The organism is Sphingomonas sp. Leaf242 (assembly GCF_001422045.1).
GTDB lineage: Bacteria > Pseudomonadota > Alphaproteobacteria > Sphingomonadales > Sphingomonadaceae > Sphingomonas.
This window is the reverse complement of sequence record NZ_LMLW01000013.1, coordinates 1-15,891: the sequence shown is the minus strand read 5'-3', so window position 1 is coordinate 15,891 and position 15,891 is coordinate 1. Positions and strand designations below refer to the sequence as shown.

The 15,891-nt window shown below is 66.6% G+C and carries 16 protein-coding genes; 6 read left to right on the top strand and 10 right to left on the bottom strand.

The features are described from left to right. Nucleotides 1–8: 8 nt before the first annotated feature. On the top strand, nucleotides 9–395 hold the full coding sequence (locus tag ASF09_RS18590) for a MerR family transcriptional regulator (RefSeq protein ID WP_060527556.1): 387 nt from the start codon (nucleotides 9–11) through the stop codon (nucleotides 393–395). 120 nt (nucleotides 396–515) lie between these two features. Here the strand turns inward: ASF09_RS18590 and ASF09_RS18585 are convergent, their stop codons facing one another. The 7 genes from ASF09_RS18585 to rpmI form a co-directional block, all read right to left on the bottom strand. Then, the gene (locus ASF09_RS18585; protein ID WP_056484981.1) at nucleotides 516–2,084 is read right to left on the bottom strand and encodes a peptide chain release factor 3; all 1,569 of its coding nucleotides are present in this window, start codon (nucleotides 2,082–2,084) and stop codon (nucleotides 516–518) included. A 332-nt stretch (nucleotides 2,085–2,416) separates the two neighbouring features. Next, on the bottom strand, nucleotides 2,417–3,298 hold the full coding sequence (locus tag ASF09_RS18580; protein ID WP_060527555.1) for an aldose 1-epimerase family protein: 882 nt from the start codon (nucleotides 3,296–3,298) through the stop codon (nucleotides 2,417–2,419). Between the two features lie 192 nt (nucleotides 3,299–3,490). Then, nucleotides 3,491–6,013 carry a phenylalanine--tRNA ligase subunit beta gene (gene pheT / locus ASF09_RS18575; RefSeq protein WP_060527554.1) on the bottom strand — a complete coding sequence of 841 codons (2,523 nt, stop codon included), beginning with the start codon at nucleotides 6,011–6,013 and terminating at the stop codon, nucleotides 3,491–3,493. After that, nucleotides 6,010–7,104: a phenylalanine--tRNA ligase subunit alpha gene (gene pheS, locus ASF09_RS18570; RefSeq protein ID WP_181321194.1), complete on the bottom strand. Its 1,095-nt coding sequence runs from the start codon at nucleotides 7,102–7,104 to the stop codon at nucleotides 6,010–6,012. Before pheS ends, pheT begins: the two co-directional genes overlap by 4 nt. A gap of 22 nt (nucleotides 7,105–7,126) precedes the next feature. Beyond that, nucleotides 7,127–7,456 (bottom strand): GIY-YIG nuclease family protein, encoded by a 330-nt coding sequence (locus ASF09_RS18565; protein ID WP_060527552.1) that lies wholly within the window; start codon nucleotides 7,454–7,456, stop codon nucleotides 7,127–7,129. Nucleotides 7,457–7,771: 315 nt separating this feature from the next. After that, on the bottom strand, nucleotides 7,772–8,137 hold the full coding sequence (gene rplT, locus ASF09_RS18560) for a 50S ribosomal protein L20 (RefSeq protein WP_060527551.1): 366 nt from the start codon (nucleotides 8,135–8,137) through the stop codon (nucleotides 7,772–7,774). Nucleotides 8,138–8,156: 19 nt separating this feature from the next. Then, complete coding sequence (gene rpmI, locus ASF09_RS18555; protein ID WP_031395289.1) at nucleotides 8,157–8,360, bottom strand: 50S ribosomal protein L35; 204 nt, start codon at nucleotides 8,358–8,360, stop codon at nucleotides 8,157–8,159. A gap of 169 nt (nucleotides 8,361–8,529) precedes the next feature. Between rpmI and ASF09_RS18550 the strand changes: the two genes are divergently transcribed. Then, on the top strand, nucleotides 8,530–10,677 hold the full coding sequence (locus ASF09_RS18550; protein ID WP_060527550.1) for an AsmA family protein: 2,148 nt from the start codon (nucleotides 8,530–8,532) through the stop codon (nucleotides 10,675–10,677). A 276-nt stretch (nucleotides 10,678–10,953) separates the two neighbouring features. Here ASF09_RS18550 and ASF09_RS18545 read toward each other — a convergent pair whose 3' ends face one another. After that, entirely contained in the window at nucleotides 10,954–11,787 is an 834-nt protein-coding gene (locus ASF09_RS18545) for an inositol monophosphatase family protein (RefSeq protein ID WP_060527549.1), read from the bottom strand. Between the two features lie 90 nt (nucleotides 11,788–11,877). On the opposite strand from ASF09_RS18545, the gene ASF09_RS18540 reads away from it, so the two are divergent. Next, complete coding sequence (locus ASF09_RS18540; protein ID WP_060527548.1) at nucleotides 11,878–12,411, top strand: peroxiredoxin; 534 nt, start codon at nucleotides 11,878–11,880, stop codon at nucleotides 12,409–12,411. Nucleotides 12,412–12,479: 68 nt separating this feature from the next. After that, nucleotides 12,480–13,535, top strand: a complete 1,056-nt coding sequence (locus ASF09_RS18535) for a GGDEF domain-containing protein (RefSeq protein WP_060527547.1) — start codon at nucleotides 12,480–12,482, stop codon at nucleotides 13,533–13,535. A gap of 341 nt (nucleotides 13,536–13,876) precedes the next feature. Here the strand turns inward: ASF09_RS18535 and ASF09_RS18530 are convergent, their stop codons facing one another. Next, complete coding sequence (locus ASF09_RS18530) at nucleotides 13,877–14,506, bottom strand: YbhB/YbcL family Raf kinase inhibitor-like protein (protein ID WP_060527546.1); 630 nt, start codon at nucleotides 14,504–14,506, stop codon at nucleotides 13,877–13,879. A gap of 4 nt (nucleotides 14,507–14,510) precedes the next feature. Continuing rightward, nucleotides 14,511–15,059 (bottom strand): hypothetical protein, encoded by a 549-nt coding sequence (locus tag ASF09_RS18525; RefSeq protein WP_060527658.1) that lies wholly within the window; start codon nucleotides 15,057–15,059, stop codon nucleotides 14,511–14,513. An 85-nt stretch (nucleotides 15,060–15,144) separates the two neighbouring features. Between ASF09_RS18525 and ASF09_RS18520 the strand changes: the two genes are divergently transcribed. Together ASF09_RS18520 and ASF09_RS21105 are read left to right on the top strand one after the other, a co-directional pair. Continuing rightward, nucleotides 15,145–15,573 carry a DUF1810 domain-containing protein gene (locus ASF09_RS18520; RefSeq protein ID WP_060527657.1) on the top strand — a complete coding sequence of 143 codons (429 nt, stop codon included), beginning with the start codon at nucleotides 15,145–15,147 and terminating at the stop codon, nucleotides 15,571–15,573. A gap of 80 nt (nucleotides 15,574–15,653) precedes the next feature. Then, the gene (locus tag ASF09_RS21105) at nucleotides 15,654–15,779 is read left to right on the top strand and encodes a hypothetical protein (protein WP_259466878.1); all 126 of its coding nucleotides are present in this window, start codon (nucleotides 15,654–15,656) and stop codon (nucleotides 15,777–15,779) included. The last annotated feature ends 112 nt before the right edge of the window (nucleotides 15,780–15,891 follow it).

Here is a 15,891-nt window from a genome sequence, read left to right as displayed (position 1 = left end):
CGCCCGACATGCCTGATACCGACGACGTACTACCCGATGCCGGGGGGCAAAAGGCCAGTGCGGCGTTTCGAACGATCGGTGAACTGTCGCGCGATACCGGCCTGCCGCAGCATATACTGCGCTACTGGGAAACGCGCTTTCCCCAGCTGAAGCCGCTGCAACGCGCGGGCAACCGGCGGTACTACCGTGCCGAGGACGTCGCGCTGGTGCGGCGGATCGACCAGTATCTCAACCGCGAAGGCTATACCGTGCGCGGCGTTCAGCAGTTGCTGGGGTCCGAGAAGCGCGCGCCGGCGATACCTGGTCCGGGCGAGATCGTCGCGCAGGCGGAGTCGCCGATGACCGCGTTGCGCGCGATCCGGGACATGCTTGCCGAGGCGCTCGCGGCGGACTGACATTCTCCCCTCCCTGGAAGGGAGGGGTCGGGGGTGGGTTGGTTTCCACAAGCTCGCACGGCAGTGGCACGAGCCGGCCTACCCACCCCCAGCCCTCCCTTTCAGGGAAGGGGGCTTAGACTACCGCTCGCGCGTTGCGGCGAAGCGAATCTTGGCGTAGCGCTCTGCGATGTAGTTCACTTCCCAGGCGCTCTTGGCGAGGAAGACGGGGTTGCCGTCGCGGTCCTTCGCCATCGCGCCGCGGTTGATCTCCGCGAAGGTCTTGAGTTCGAGCGGGTCTTCCGCCGAGATCCAGCGCGCAGTCTCGTACGGTGCAGGCTCAAGCCCCGCCGCGACCTTGTACTCCGCATCCAGCCGCGAGAGCAGCACTTCAAGCTGGAGCTGGCCGACGACGCCGATGATCCAGTTCGAGCCGATGTCCGGGTAAAACACCTGCGTGACCCCCTCCTCGGCCATATCGTCCAAGGCTTTGCGCAACTGCTTGGTCTTGGTGAAGTCCTTCAGCACCACGCGGCGCAGGATTTCGGGCGCGAAATTGGGCAGGCCGGTGAAGCGGATCGCGGCCTTTTCGCTGAGCGTGTCGCCGACCCGGAGCGTGCCGTGGTTGGGGATGCCGATGATGTCGCCGGGGAACGCCTCGTCCGCGAGCTCGCGGTTCTGCGCGAAGAACAGTATGGGGGAGTGCACTGCGATCGGCTTGCCGTGGCCGGTGGGCGTAAGCTTCATGCCGCGCTTGAACACGCCCGAGCACAGCCGCATGAACGCGATCCGGTCGCGGTGGTTGGGGTCCATGTTCGCCTGCACCTTGAACACGAAGCCGGTGACTTCGGGCTCGTCGGGCGAGACGGGGGCAGGCTCGGCGGGCTGCGCGCGCGGTGGCGGGGCGTAGTCGGCGAGCGCGGCGATCAGTTCGGCGACACCGAAGTCCTTGAGGGCCGAGCCGAAATAGACGGGGGTCAGATTGCCCGCGCGATAGGCCTCGGGGTCGAAGCTCGAATAGCCGCCCTGTGCGAGTTCGGCCTCGTCGTTCAGGCGGATCATCGCTTCGGGGCTGAGGATCTTGGCGAGCTCGGGATCGTCGATGCCGGTGAACGGGATCGCCTTGCCCATGAACTCGCGGCTGTCGCCTTCGGGACGGCTCAGCGTGTTGGCGTAGAGATCGTAGACGCCCTCGAACTCGCCGCCCATCCCGACCGGCCAGCTCATCGGGCAGACGTCGAGCTGGAGCATTTCCGCCACCTCGTCGAGCAGCGAGAACGGGTCGCGGCCCTCGCGGTCGACCTTGTTGACGAAGGTGATGATCGGCACGTTGCGCAGGCGGCAGACCTCGAACAGTTTTCGCGTCTGCGGCTCGATGCCTTTCGCGGCGTCGATCACCATGACGGCCGAGTCGACCGCGGTCAGCGTGCGATACGTGTCCTCGGAGAAGTCTTCGTGGCCCGGCGTGTCGAGCAGGTTGAAGGTGATCCCTTGGCGCTCGAACGTCATCACCGACGAGGTGACCGAGATCCCGCGCTGCTGCTCGATCTTCATCCAGTCGGAGCGCGCGCGGCGGGTCTGGCCGCGCGCCTTCACCTCGCCGGCGAGATGGATCGCGCCGCCGAAATACAGGAGCTTCTCGGTCAGCGTGGTCTTGCCGGCATCGGGATGCGAGATGATCGCGAAGGTGCGGCGGGGAAATTGGGTCATGGCGTGGGTCCGGTGCGCCGAGTCTGGGCTCGGAAGGTAAGGAAGTTCAGGCTACGTGCCGCTCGCAATCCCCTTCCCGCGCGGGACGCGGCGGGATCGGGAGGAGGCGGCATGCAGCGATCATCGCGTGCTATTGGCAGATGCGGGGCGTGTAGGACAGAGGGGGCCTTGATGAGGACCGGTGGCAGGAGCGACTTTGCGCCCCAAACGCAACGCTCTCCCCTCCCTGGAAGGGAGGGGTTGGGGGTGGGTAGGTCAGCTTTGGTCGCAACCGTGCCTTGATGCGGAAACCGACCCACCCCCTGCCCCTCCCTTTCAGGGAGGGGGGTTCGTCAGTGCTCCTGGACCAGCGTCACGCTCATTTCGATGCGCTTCGTACCGCCGGCGGGGATCTCGAACACGCCGGGTTTGTCGCGATAATCGCCGGTATAGCCTTCGGGGTCGGCGATGCCGTGCCAGGGCTCGACGCAGACATAGGCCGCGCCGGGCTTGGTCCAGATGCCGAGCTTGCGCGTGTCCGGGAAGGCGATCTTCAACTGCGGGCCGGTGTTGGCGCCGTAGGTGACCGCGTCGGAATGGATCGGGTCCCAGACCAGCGCATCCTTGGCGAACAGCTCGTCGCGCAGGGCGATGACGCGGTCCTCAACCGGCGAGGGGCGCTCGTCGACCGCGATCTGGCCGTCGGGGCTGATCGCCTTCAGCTTGCCGGGTTCGTCGGCGTCGAACGTGATTCGGTGGTCTGCGCGAGGCTCGCCGTACGGGAGCGGCCACGCAAAGGCGGGGTGGAAGCCGAAGCTTGCCGGCATCGCCGCGTCGGTGCGGTTGTGGATGTGCGCCTCGAGCGTCAGCGTCGCGCCGTCCAACGTGAAGACGATGTCGAGTGCGAACGCGAACGGGTAGGCTTTGCGGGTTTCTTCGCTGTCGGTGAGGCGGAAGGTGGCGGAGCTTTCCGACTGCGCGACGACGTCGAACGTCGAATGGCGGGCGAAGCCGTGCTTCTGCATCGGGTAGGCGGTGCCGTCGAGGCGGATGACGCCTTCGTTCACGACACCGACGACGGGGAAGAGGATCGGGGCGTGACCGGTCCAGAAGGCCGGGTCGGCGTTGGTCATCAGCTCGCGGCCGTCGGCGTCGTGGAGGTGTGTGAGCTCGGCACCGTGCGGGTTGATCTGCGCGATGAGGTGGTCGTTGGCGATCGTGATCAGGTCGGTCATGGGATTCCTTCCGTGAGCTTCAAACGCGCGAGCTTTGAAAACGCTCACCTCACTCCACCTCACCCCACCTCACTCCACCCCGGCGAAGGCCGGGGCCCAATTGGGGGACGGTGATAACGTAGGGCATCGCTCCGTTACACCGGCCTTTCCATTTGGGCCCCGGCCTTCGGCGGGGTGGTGTTTCGGGGAGCGTTATCCCCGCAGGCTCGCGCCCTGCTTGGCTGCCGCGGCGACCACCTTGTCGGCGATCGCCTTGATCTCTTCGTCGGTGAAGCTTTTGGCGGTCGGTTGCAGGACGACCTCGACCGCGACCGACTTATGGCCCTCTTCGACGCCCTGCCCGGTGAACACGTCGAACACGCGGGCCGAGACGATCGCGACCTTGTCGGCGCCCTTTACCGCGCGGACCAGCGTGTCGGTGGCGAGCGCCGCCGGCACGAGGAAGGCGAAGTCGCGGCGGACGGCTTGTAGCGCCGGCGGCGTGTAGGCCGGGCGGGAGAAGCCGGTCGCGCGCTTGGGCGGGATCGCGTCGAGGTAGACTTCGACCGCGGCGACCGCGCCGTCGAGATCAAATGCCTTCAGCACCGACGGATGGAGCATGCCGAAGCTCGCCAGCACCGTCTTCGGCCCGAGGCGAAGCGTGCCCGACTGGCCGGGGTGCCATGCGTCGCCGGCTTCACCCCCTTCGGCTGCGCTCAGGACAGGCATGACTTGCAGGTTGTCGACCGGCGCGGCCGCGGCCGCGAGAAGCGCCAGCGCTTCGGCCTTCGCGTCATACGCGTCGAAGGTCGCCGCTTTCCCATCGCGCCAGCCGCGGGGACGACGGTCGCCGGCGAGGACTACGCCCAGCGTCGCGCGCTCGGCTTCCGCCAGGTAGCGGCGGCCGATCTCGAACAGGCGGACGCTCTGCTGACCACGCTTGAGGTTGCGGCCGGTCGCTGCGAGCAGACCGGGGAGCAGCGAGGGGCGCATGACTTTCAGGTCTTCGCTGATCGGGTTGGCGAGCGTCCAGGCACCGCCGCCGAACGGGGCTGCTTCGGCGTCGGAAAGGAAGCTCCACGTTACCGCCTCGTCGAGCCCTCGGGCCGCCGCCGCGCGACGCGCCCTACGTTCGAGCTTCTGCTCGGGCGTGGCGGTCGGCTTGGCGACGCCGGGCATGCGGGGGAGCGGCGTCGAGGGGATAGTGTCGATGCCCTTGATGCGAACGACTTCCTCGACGAGGTCGGCGGGGCCGTCGACGTCGCGGCGCCAGGTCGGGACCGTTACCGGCCATTTGCCCTCGATCGTCGAGAACAGCGCGTCGCTGAACGCGTCGGCGGACGTGATCGCGCCGATCGTGAAGCCGAGCGACAACAAGGTGCGCGCCTGGCGTTCGGGGGCGACGTGAAGGCCACCGAGGTCTGCACTCAAGCGCGGATCGTAGTGGATCACGCGGGGCTCGAGCGGGGGTTCGCCCGAGCGCGTGACGTCGCTGGCCGTGCCGCCGCAGATGTGGAGGACGAGCGCGGTGGCGATCGCGAGGCCGTCTTCGAGGAACGCCGGATCGACGCCGCGTTCGAAGCGGCTCCGCGCGTCGGAAGTGAGCGTCAGCTTCTGGCCGGTGCGCGCGATGTGGTCGGGATCGAAATAGGCGCATTCGATCAGCACGTCGGTGGTGTCCGCCGAGACGCCCGAATGCTCGCCGCCCATGATGCCGCCGATGTCGTGCACGGCCGCGTCGTCGGCGATGACGGTCATGGTCGCGTCGAGCGTGTAGGTCTTGCCGTTGAGCGCGACGACCTGCTCGCCGTGCTTCGCCTTGCGCGCGACGAGGCCGCCGGAGAGCTTTGCGCGGTCGTAGACATGCAGCGGGCGGCCGAGATCGATCATCAAATAGTTGGTGATGTCGACGAGCGCGGAGATGGGCTTCTGGCCGATCGCGATGAGGCTGCGACGCATCCACTCGGGGGACTCGCCGTTGGTCACGCCGGTGACGGTCTGGGCGAAGAACGCGGGGCAGCCTTCGGGATCCAGGGTCGCGACATCGGGTCCGTCTCCAGCCCCAACTCCGTCATTCCCGCGAAGGCGGGAATCCAACTCACCGTTCGCGCCTGCCGCACCTTGGGTCCCCGCCTCCGCGGGGATGACGGACGGGGTTGGGACGATCAGTGGCGTAAGCATGCCGAGACCGGCGGCGGCGAGGTCGCGTGCGATGCCGCGGACGCCCATGCAGTCCTGCCGGTTGGGCGTGATCGCGACGTCGATGACCGGGTCGGTCAGGCCCGCATAGTCCGGGTACGCGGTGCCGATCGGCGCGTCTTCGGGCAGTTCGATGATGCCGTCGTGATCCTCGCCGAGTTCCAGCTCACGCGTCGAGCACATCATGCCGTTGGATTCGACGCCGCGGATGCTGGCAAGCTTCAGCGTCACGTCGAGGCCGGGGACGTACGCGCCGGGCGCGCCGAACACGCCGACCAGTCCGGCGCGCGCGTTGGGGGCGCCGCAGACGACCTGGAGCGGGCCGTTACCGGCGTCGACCGACAGGATCTGGAGCTTGTCGGCCTGCGGATGGCGTTCGGCGGTGAGCACCTTGGCGATCTTGAACGCGGCGAGCTTCTCGCCGGGGTTCTCGACGCCTTCGACCTCGAGGCCGATGCGGGTCAGCGCTTCGACGATCTGGTCGAGCGTGGCGGTGGTTTCGAGGTGCTGCTTGAGCCAGCTGAGGGTGAACTTCATGCGCCGACTCCGCCGGACAAAGTGGGGACGTCGAGGCTCGAAAAGCCGTAATGCTTGAGCCAGCGGATATCGCCGTCGAAGAACGGGCGGAGGTCGTCCATGCCGTATTTGAGCATGGCGAGGCGGTCGATGCCGCAGCCGAACGCGAAGCCCTGCCATTCGTCGGGGTCGAGCCCGCAGGCTTCGATCACTTTCCGATGGACCATGCCCGAGCCGAGAATCTCCAGCCAGCCATCGGGCTCGGCGCCGCCGACGACGCGCTTGCCCTTCACCAGCGTATAGCCGACGTCGATCTCGACCGAAGGCTCGGTGAACGGGAAGTAGCTGGGGCGCAGGCGAAGCACGATGTCGTCGCGCTCGAAGAACGCCTTCACGAACGTCTCGAGCGTCCACTTCAGGTGGCCGAGCGTGATGCCCTTGTCGATCACGAGGCCCTCGACCTGGTGGAACATCGGCGTGTGCGTCGCGTCGGAGTCCGAGCGGTAGGTGCGGCCGGGGGCGATGATGCGGATCGGGGGTTTCTGGCTCAACATCGTGCGGATCTGGACCGGCGACGTGTGCGTGCGGAGGAGCGAGAAGGTGGTCTTCTCGTCCGCGGTGCCGGCCGCCTTCGCGTCGATCCCCTGCTGGAGGTAGAAGGTGTCGTGCATCGCGCGCGCGGGGTGCGTCTCGGGGATGTTGAGCGCGGTGAAATTGTGCCAGTCGGTCTCGATCTCGGGCCCCGTCGCGACCGCGAAGCCCAGGTCGGCGAAGATCTCGGCGAGTTCGTCCATGACCTGGCTGACCGGGTGGATCGTGCCGGCGGGCGTCGCGTCGGCGGGGAGCGTCATGTCAAGCGTTTCGCTGGCGAGGCGCGCGTCGAGTGCGGCGCGTTCGAGCGTCGCCTTGCGCTCGGCGATGCCGTTGGCCACTGCCTCACGCAGCCCCTGGATCAGCGGGCCCTGCACGAGGCGCTCGTCCGGCGTCATCTTGCCGAGCGTCTTCAGCAGCGCGGTGATCGTGCCCTGCTTGCCGAGCGCCTCGACCCGGCACGCGTCGAGCGCGTCGAGCCCGGATGCGGCGGCGATCGCCGTCAGCATGTGGTCGCGCATCTGGTTCAGGTCTTCGGTCACGTCATACTCCCAGGGCGGGTTCGGTTAGGCGGGGCAGCCCGAGGCCGATACCCAGATCGTCCCAATTTTCGTTGCGCGTTTCGATCAAGTCGATCTTCCACGCTCTTCGCCATTCTTTCAGCCGCTTCTCGCGAACGATCGCGGCCTCCATCGTGTCGAACATCTCGTAATAGGCGAGACGCTTGATGCCGTACCGGCGAGTGAAGCCGGGGATCAACCCCTCTCGGTGCTGAACCAGCCTTGCGAGGAGATTCGAGGTGACGCCGATGTAGAGCGTGCCGTGGCGGCGGGAGTGTAGGATGTAGACGCACGGCTGAAAGGTTTCGCGCATTTCGTGCTCCCCTTGTGCCCGTGTGCCGGATCGTTTGATCCATCATCAACACCCCCGTCATCCCGGCGGACGCCGGGACCCACGGTAGCGGGCCGGGTGATGGTAGCACGTTATCGCCGGGTCCGCCGTAACCATGGGTCCCGGCGTTCGCCGGGATGACGGAGAGGGGGTTGGGACCACGGAAGTTGGATTGCTTGGGTAGTTCGGGAAGCATCTGAACCTCTCGGCACCAGCGCGTTCACTTCGCCCCAAAACGCAGAAAGGGCGCCGGTGGTCTCCCACCGACGCCCTCCCGAAACTCACCTCAGTCGCGAATTACGCGGCCTGGGGGAGCGCCGCCCTCACCTGGGCGACGATCGCGCTGAAGGCTGCGCCCTCGTGCATGGCGATGTCGGCCAGGACCTTCCGGTCGAGTTCGATCCCTGCAAGCTTCACGCCGTGCATAAACTGCGAATACGTCAGACCCTCGGCGCGGACGCCGGCGTTGATGCGCTGGATCCAGAGGCCACGGAACGTGCGCTTCTTAACCTTGCGGTCGCGATATGCGTACTGTCCGGCCTTCTCGACGGCCTGACGGGCGATGCGGATGGTGTTCTTGCGACGGCCATAATAGCCCTTCGCCTGAACCAAAATACGCTTGTGCTTGGCGCGGGTGGTAACACCCCGTTTTACGCGTGCCATTGTCTAATTCCTTCTCAGCTCAACGCAGGCCGTAAGGCGCCCAGGCCTTCACTGCTGCGGTATCGGCCTTCGACAGCAGCTTGGTGCCGCGGTTCTGACGGATGTACTTGCCGTTGTGATGCGCCAGACGGTGACGCTTGCCGGCGACGCCGTGCTTGAGCAGGCCGGTGGCGGTGAGCTTGAAGCGTTTCTTGACGCCGCTCTTGGTCTTCAGCTTGGGCATTTTTATCCTTTCGGTTAACGAAGGAGGACGCTGAAATCGCCGCGGCAGCCCACACTGGCCGGGCGATTCGTAGAACGCGTTCCCTTCGAGGAAGCGGGCCGCATAGACGCAATGATCCGCCATATCAACCGTTGTGGAACTGACGCGGCTGTCGTGCGATAGGCCAAGCATGGACGACAGCCCGACGCAGCCGATCGACGCCCCCTCCCCGGCCTCCCCCCCGGTCGTTGCACCCGTTGATGCGCGGCAACGTCGCAAGCGGCGGATACTGCGTAACATCCTGCTTGGGATCGTCGCGGTCATCGTCGCGATCTGGCTGGTGCTGTACATCACCAAGGGGCGTTTCCTGAAGCATCCGTTCGAGCGTGTCGTCGGCTCGCTCACGCACCGGACGCTGACCGTGCGCGGCGATTTCCAGCTCTATTTCGCGCCGTTCCGCATGAAGTTGTACGCGGAGAATTTCACGCTCTCGAACCCCGACTGGGCGAGCCGGCCAAACCTTTTCCGCGCGGACAAGCTCGACACGCGGATCGCGCCGCTGTCGCTGATCTTCGGCAAGCGGCGGCTGTACTGGCTCGATCTCGTCAACGGCGCGGTCGATCTGGAGTGGAACAAGCCGCATAGCGCCAACACCTGGACGTTCTCCGAGAAGAAGGGCGGCAAGCCGCTCGAGTTTCCGCGGATCGACGTGGCCACGGTGACGGGCACGTCGGTGCGCTATCTCGACCCGCGGATGCGGATCGTCGCGGATCTTAACATCGCCGATATCCGCTCGGTCGACGCGACGATCGGGCGTGCGGTCGGGCTAACCGGCAAGGGGCGGTTGCGCGAGACGCCGTTCACCGTGACCGCGCAACTGCTGTCGCCGGATGCGACTGCCAACCGCGGACAGAACAAGCTGGTTGCGCGGGCGCGGGCGGCGGGGAACATCATCGACGTCGCGGGGACGCTGCCGAGCATCGCCGATGTCGAGAACGTGCCGCTCGCCGTCACCGCGCGCGGCGCCAACCTGTCGACGCTGCTGGGCGTGATCGACGTTGCGATCCCGAACACGCGGACCTACAAACTGCGCGCGCAGCTCATCAAGCAGGGCGACGAATACGCCTTCACGCACCTGCGCGGCTTTGCAGGCCGGACCGATCTTGCGGGCAAGCTGACGATCACCAACGGCGATCGCATCCATCTCGATTCGGTGCTCACGACCAAGAGCCTCGACATCATCGATGCGGCCCCGTTCATCGGCTTCAATCCCGACATCGTCGAATCGAAGGGCGCGGTGGCCGCCGCCGCCGCGACAGGCGCCGCACCACAGCGCCTGCTCCCCGACGGGAACCTGCCGGTCGCGACGATGCAGATCTTCGATGCCGACCTGAAATGGACGATCGGGGTGGTGAAGTCGCGCAACCTGCCGATCTCCAACGTCGACCTGACACTCGATCTTGAGCGCGGTCGGCTGGCACTGTCGCCGCTGACCTTCTCGATGGCGCGCGGCAACGTGGCCTCGGACGTGATCTTCGATACGCGCGCACGGCCGAGTGCGGTCTCGTACGATATCCGCCTCGCACCGACGCCGTTGGGGCGCCTGCTCAAGGGGTATGGCCTGACCGAGGCGGGAACGACCGGCACGATCAAGGGGCGGATCAAACTCGACGGGCGCGGCGATTCGATCCACGACTCTCTCGCCTCGTCGCGGGGGCGAATCGCGTTCGTGCTGCCGTCGGGCGCGCTGTCGGTCCGCAACGTGCAGCTCGCCGAGCTCGATATCGGCACGTTCGCGCAGCGGATGTTCCAAGGCCAGCTCAACGAGCCGGTGCAGATGAATTGCGGACTGATCGGCTTCACCGTGCGCGGCGGCGTGGCGGCGGCGGACCCGATCCTGATCGACACGCGCAAGAACGTGATCGTCGGGCGGGGCGGGTTCAGCTTCCGCAACGAGGCGGTCGATCTCGCATTTCGTGCGGATTCGAAGAAGTTCAGCCTGTTCGCGGGGCAGTCGCCGATCGGGGTCGGCGGCATGTTCGCCGCGCCGAAAATGAACGTGATCTCGAAGGATCTGCTCGCGCGGGTCGGCAGCGGGCTCGGGCTCGCCCTGCTCGCGACGCCGGTCGCGGGGATCCTGGCGTTCGTCGATGTCGGGGATGCGAAGTCGACGGCGTGCGGTCCTGTACTGGCCGGGGCGACGGCGGCGGCGCAGCGGACGACGAAGGGCCAGCCGCGCGACGACGTCGGGCATGGGACGACGGCGAAGGCCGAGGACGGGAAGACGTCTGCGGCGGAGAAGAAGGGGCAGCGGAAAAAGTTTCTCGGGATTTTCTGAGGGGCGCGCGAAACTAGCGCCCCTTCCCTACCTTGCTCGGCACGGGATCAGGCGGACGTCCGGGTCGATGGTTGGACCTGCTTCGACGGCTGGCGTTCCGTATCCATGGGTCCCGGCGTCCGCCGGGATGACGGATGGGGGGTGGTGATGTGGGGACGTTGCGCTTTGCGACGCCGCCCTACTGGTCCCTTCCCGTTTACGGGAGGGATTGGGGGCGGGGTGATCGCGTACTGGCAGGCCCTCCCCTAGCCCCTCCCGCAGGCGGGAGGGGAATCCTTATTCGTGGTCGTGACCGGCGTGATCGTGCCCGTCATCGCGCACCCGGTGCATCGCTTCCAGCACGTCGTCCATCCGCGCCGGGTCGCCGATCGCCAGTACATGGCCTTCGCTCGCCGCGGTCAGGGGGTCGCCATTCCAGTCGCACATCATGCCGCCGGCCCCTTCGACCACCGGCACCAGCGCGGCGAAGTCGTAGATCTTGAGCCCCGACTCGCAGACGACATCGAGATGCCCGCTCGCGAGCAGGCCGTAATTGTAGCAGTCGCCGCCATAGACAGGCCCCTGCCGCGGGTTGCCGCCCGAGATCGCGGCGACGAGCGCGAGGTAATGCGGGACGTCGACCTCGTCGAACAGATGCGGGCTGGTGGTGGCGATCGTCGCGCCTGCCAGTTCGCGGCAGGTGCGCGTGCGGACGGGGACGCCGTTGAGCGTCGTCGGGCGGCCCGCGACACCGACCCAACGTTCGCGCTGGACCGGCTGGTCGATGATCCCGAGCACCGGCCAACCATCCTCGACCAAGGCGATCAACGTCCCGAAGATCGCGCGGCCGACCGTGAAACTGCGCGTGCCGTCGATCGGGTCGAGCACCCATTTGCGATTGGTGACGCCCGGCTTCTCGCCAAACTCCTCGCCGACGATGCCGTCGCCCGAACGTTCGGCGTCTAGCAGCCGGCGCATCGCCGCCTCGGCCTCGCGGTCGGCCCGGGTGACGGGGGATTGGTCGTCCTTGATCTCGACACCGTGCTCGTGGCGGAAATACGGTCGGATGACGTTGCCCGCCGCATCCGCGAGGCGGTGCGCGAGGTCGATATCGGCTTGGGTGACTGGCATGGCCCCTGCCTATCGGCCACAGCCGTCGCGAGCAATGGACGGATCATCCGCGTGCGCGTAGGTCGTTGCAATCCAATCGGAGTATCGTCCATGCGCCTCGTCTCGACTCTCGCCGCCGCCCTGCTTGTCGCAACGCCGGCGTTTGCTGCGCTCGCGCCAGGTGCCAAGGCGCCCGACTTCACGACTCGCGGGGCGATCGCCGGCAAGATCTTCACCGTCCATCTCGCCGAGCAGCTCAAGAAGGGCCCGGTCGTGCTGTACTTCTTCCCCGCCGCCTATACCGGCGGCTGCAACGCCGAAGCACACGCGTTCGCCGAGGCGATCCCCGCGTTCACCAAGGCCGGCGCGACGGTGATCGGCATGTCGGCCGACAATGTCGAGACGCTCAGCAAGTTCTCGGCCGAGAAGTGCGCGGGCAAGTTCGCGGTCGCGAGCGCAGGACCCAACGTGGTCAAGGGCTATGACGTCGCACTCGGCAAGCAAGTGCTGGGCCGCGCCGTGACCAAGCGCACCAGCTACGTCATCGCCAAGGACGGCCGGGTCGCGTTCGTGCATGACGACATGAACCCCGCCGAGCACGTCGCGACGACGTTGGCGGCAGTGGAAAAGCTGACCGGCAAATAGCTGCCGTTCTGGTGACAATATGCTAACGCTTTCGGGTCTATGCCTTTGGTGGGGATGCGGAGGAAGTCATGGGGGACGCGCAAGCGGCCAAGCCGGTATCGGGGGCAGACCCAAGAAACTCGCTGTACGAGCGTATCGGCAGGTTCCTTGATGAGCATCGCCTGAGCCCCGACCCCGCGCATTACCACTTCGCGCATGCCGTTCTGTCGGCGCCCGACCAGCCGCTGGCGATCGCGGTCGCGCGGCTCACCGATGGCGGGGTTCGCCTGAGCCGCAACGATATCGAACGACTCGGCGGCCAGGTCGTCGCCGGCGCCCCGGCGGCGCACCGTCCCGCCTCCGGCCAGGCGTCGGAAGGCGCCGCGGAGACCGGCGTCGACAGCGCGATTTCGCTGGTCGTCGAAACGCAGCACCACGTCGAAGACTTCACGCAGATCATGCGGACGATGCAGGACGAAACGCGGGGCTTCGGCCGCGATCTCGCCAAGAGCGCCGCCGCGATCAAGCAGATCGCCGAGATCGACGAGATCACGCAGATCACCAGCATGATGATCGGCCGGATCCACGAGAGCGAAGTGCGACTCGCCGCCGCCACCGCCGAAGCCGATATCCTGCGCACCAAGCTGGTCGAGGCGCACGACATCGCCCGGCGCGATATGCTGACCGGCCTGCCCAACCGTCGCGCGTTCGAGGAGGCGTTCGCCGAGCGCGACCTCGATGCGGGCCCCTATTGCCTGGCGGTGTGCGACATCGACCGGTTCAAGGGCGTCAACGACCTCCACGGGCACGGCGTCGGCGATCGCGTTCTCATCGCGATCGGACAGGCGTTGTCGAGCGAATGCGCACCGCATCTGGTGGTCCGCCACGGTGGCGAGGAGTTCGCGCTGCTGATCAAGGGCAAAACCCTGTCGGATGCGGCCAAGTTGCTCGATCGTGTTCGCGCGACGGTGGCGGCGAAGCGATACCGCAACCGTGAGACCGACGCGCCGCTGGGAAGCATCACCTTTTCGGCGGGCATCACCGCGATCCATATCGAAGAAACGTCGGGGATCGCGTTCTCGCGGGCCGACCGGCTGCTCTACACGGCCAAGGAACAGGGCCGCGATCGGATCTGCGCCGCCTGATCCCGTAAAATGGTGTGTTTTGCACACGCGATCTGGTGCGATTTCCCAATGCCGCGGCCCGCTCGAGAGAAACCTCAACTAGCACAATGACTTAAGAAACTGGCACAGTGCGTGCAAAGCTTTCGGCATCGGGGGCCGGATGGTCCGAGACCCCGAACAACCGAAGGAAACCACCATGTCGCTCCGTTTCGAAACCGCTCAGCGTATCGCCATCTCGTTCGTCGGCGCACTGTTCTTCGCCGCCGTCGCAATCACCACCGCCGCACCGATCATCCCGATCGCCTGATCGCGATCACGTCTATTCCTCGACAGCGAGACGCGTGCACAGAACGAGACGTCGTTCACGCCACCGCCGCATCCCCGATCGGTCCGACCGGCGCCGCCTGATCGCGCGAATAGGTCCCGATCAACACCCCCGCCGCCAACACATGGCCCGAGATGGCCTCGATCACAGCAGACCGTCCTGGAGTCGCACCTGGATCACCCGCACCTGCACCGACCGCGAACAGCTGAAAGACATAGCGATGCTCGCCGTGCCCGCTCGGCGGATCGGGCGGCAACCAGCCTTCGCGGAAATAGGAATTGCGCCCGACGTCGCGCCCTACCGGATCGCCTGCACCATCGGCGACGATCGCGCCTTCCGCGAGACGGCCAGCATCCGCATCGAGACCCCAGACGATAGCGTGGACCAGCGGTTGCGGTGCCGGCGCGTCGGGGTCCTCGACGATCAGCACCATCGTTGCCGTCCCGGCCGGCGGGTCGCTCCAGACGAGCGGCGGCGACACGCCTTCGCCGTCCAGCGTGAAGTGCGGCGGCAGGCGGCTTTCATGCGCGAACGCCGGGCTGGACAGGTCGATCGACGCGGGCGTGTCGCCGACATCGCCGCAGACCTGCGAGACGGCCAGCTTCTCCTCGCCGGCGCGCAGACCGCTCATCGCCTGACCCAGCCATGCAGGGATATGTTCGAGCATCGGCTCAGCCCTCCGAAGGACAGGTGTCGTCGCGCCGCTCGGGGGCGCCGCCGGCGTACCATTCGCTTTTCGCGCCCATCTTGTCGGCGTCGTGATAGCAGACCTGGGTCTTGCCGCCCTTGGGGTCGACCAGCACGGTCCAGTTGCGATCGCTGCAATTATGCTCCTCGCATCCCCAGGCGGCGATCCGTGTCCCGTCGCCGGTGGTGCCGGCGCGCTTGATCGTGAAGATCGGCGTCTCGGGACCCGTCCGGCCGCGGATCGTCTCGCGCAGCTTGGCATCGCCGACCGCTTCGACCAGCCCGGTCGCGACCTCGGTGCGGTCGAAGAACCCGACGCCGTCGACCGCGTCGTGCGGGTATTTGCCGACATAGGCGGTGATCGGCGTGGTCTGCGCCTGCCCCGGAATCGGCGTCGGTGCGCGCGTCTCGGGTGGCGTGAAGCCGCTCGGCGCGGGCGCGTTCGCCGCATCGTCCTTTTTGCCGCACGCCCCCAGCATGAGCGGCGTCGCGAAAAGTGCGACCGCGATCACCGTCTTGATGGGCATCGTCATGGCATTGTCCTCGTTCGTTACGCATCCAACGCGCTTGCGGGCAAACCGGTTGCGGTCGGAGCCTCCGACGACCACCATGCTCCACATGGTACAGAATCTCGAACGGTTCGTCGTGGCGCAAGCCGGCGTCTACCCGCAGGCGCTCGCCGAATTGCGCGCAGGTGCGAAACGCAGCCACTGGATGTGGTTCGTCTTTCCCCAGATCGCGGGTCTTGGCCACAGCGCGATGGCGCGGACCTACGCGATCGCCTCGGCGGCCGAGGCACGCGGCTATCTTGCGCATCCCGTGCTGGGGCCTCGCCTGATCGAAGCGACCGAAACGGTGACGCGCGCGCATGGTTCGGCGGAGACGATCCTCGGCGGCATCGATGCCGTGAAGCTGCACTCGTCGATGACGCTGTTCGCGCGCGTCGCCGACGATCCGGCGCCGTTTCGCGCCGCGCTCGACCGGTTCTTCGGCGGGGCCGAGGATCCAGCGACGATCGCGTTGCTCGACCAGGACCAGGCGCGATAAGACGGGCGCGATAAGACGGGCGCATGACGAAGTAACCGTGTACCATGACGTCGGGGCGTTCCGCTCCCTGAGGTGTCGTCATGGCGAAGAGCCAGAAGAAGTCGAACAAGGAAGTCCGCAAGCCCAAGGCCGAAAAGGCGCCGAAAGCCAATGCGTCGAACCCGACCAGCAAGGGCAAGGCCGTGGAAATGACCACGCTCAACTAACCTGCGGCGTGCGGCGCTAGGGCTCAAACCCAATCAGTCTATTGATCTGAATGGAGCTTCCTGATTCACAGAGTGTGTGACGATGGAGGCGGTAGATGGCGTTGTTCTGGTT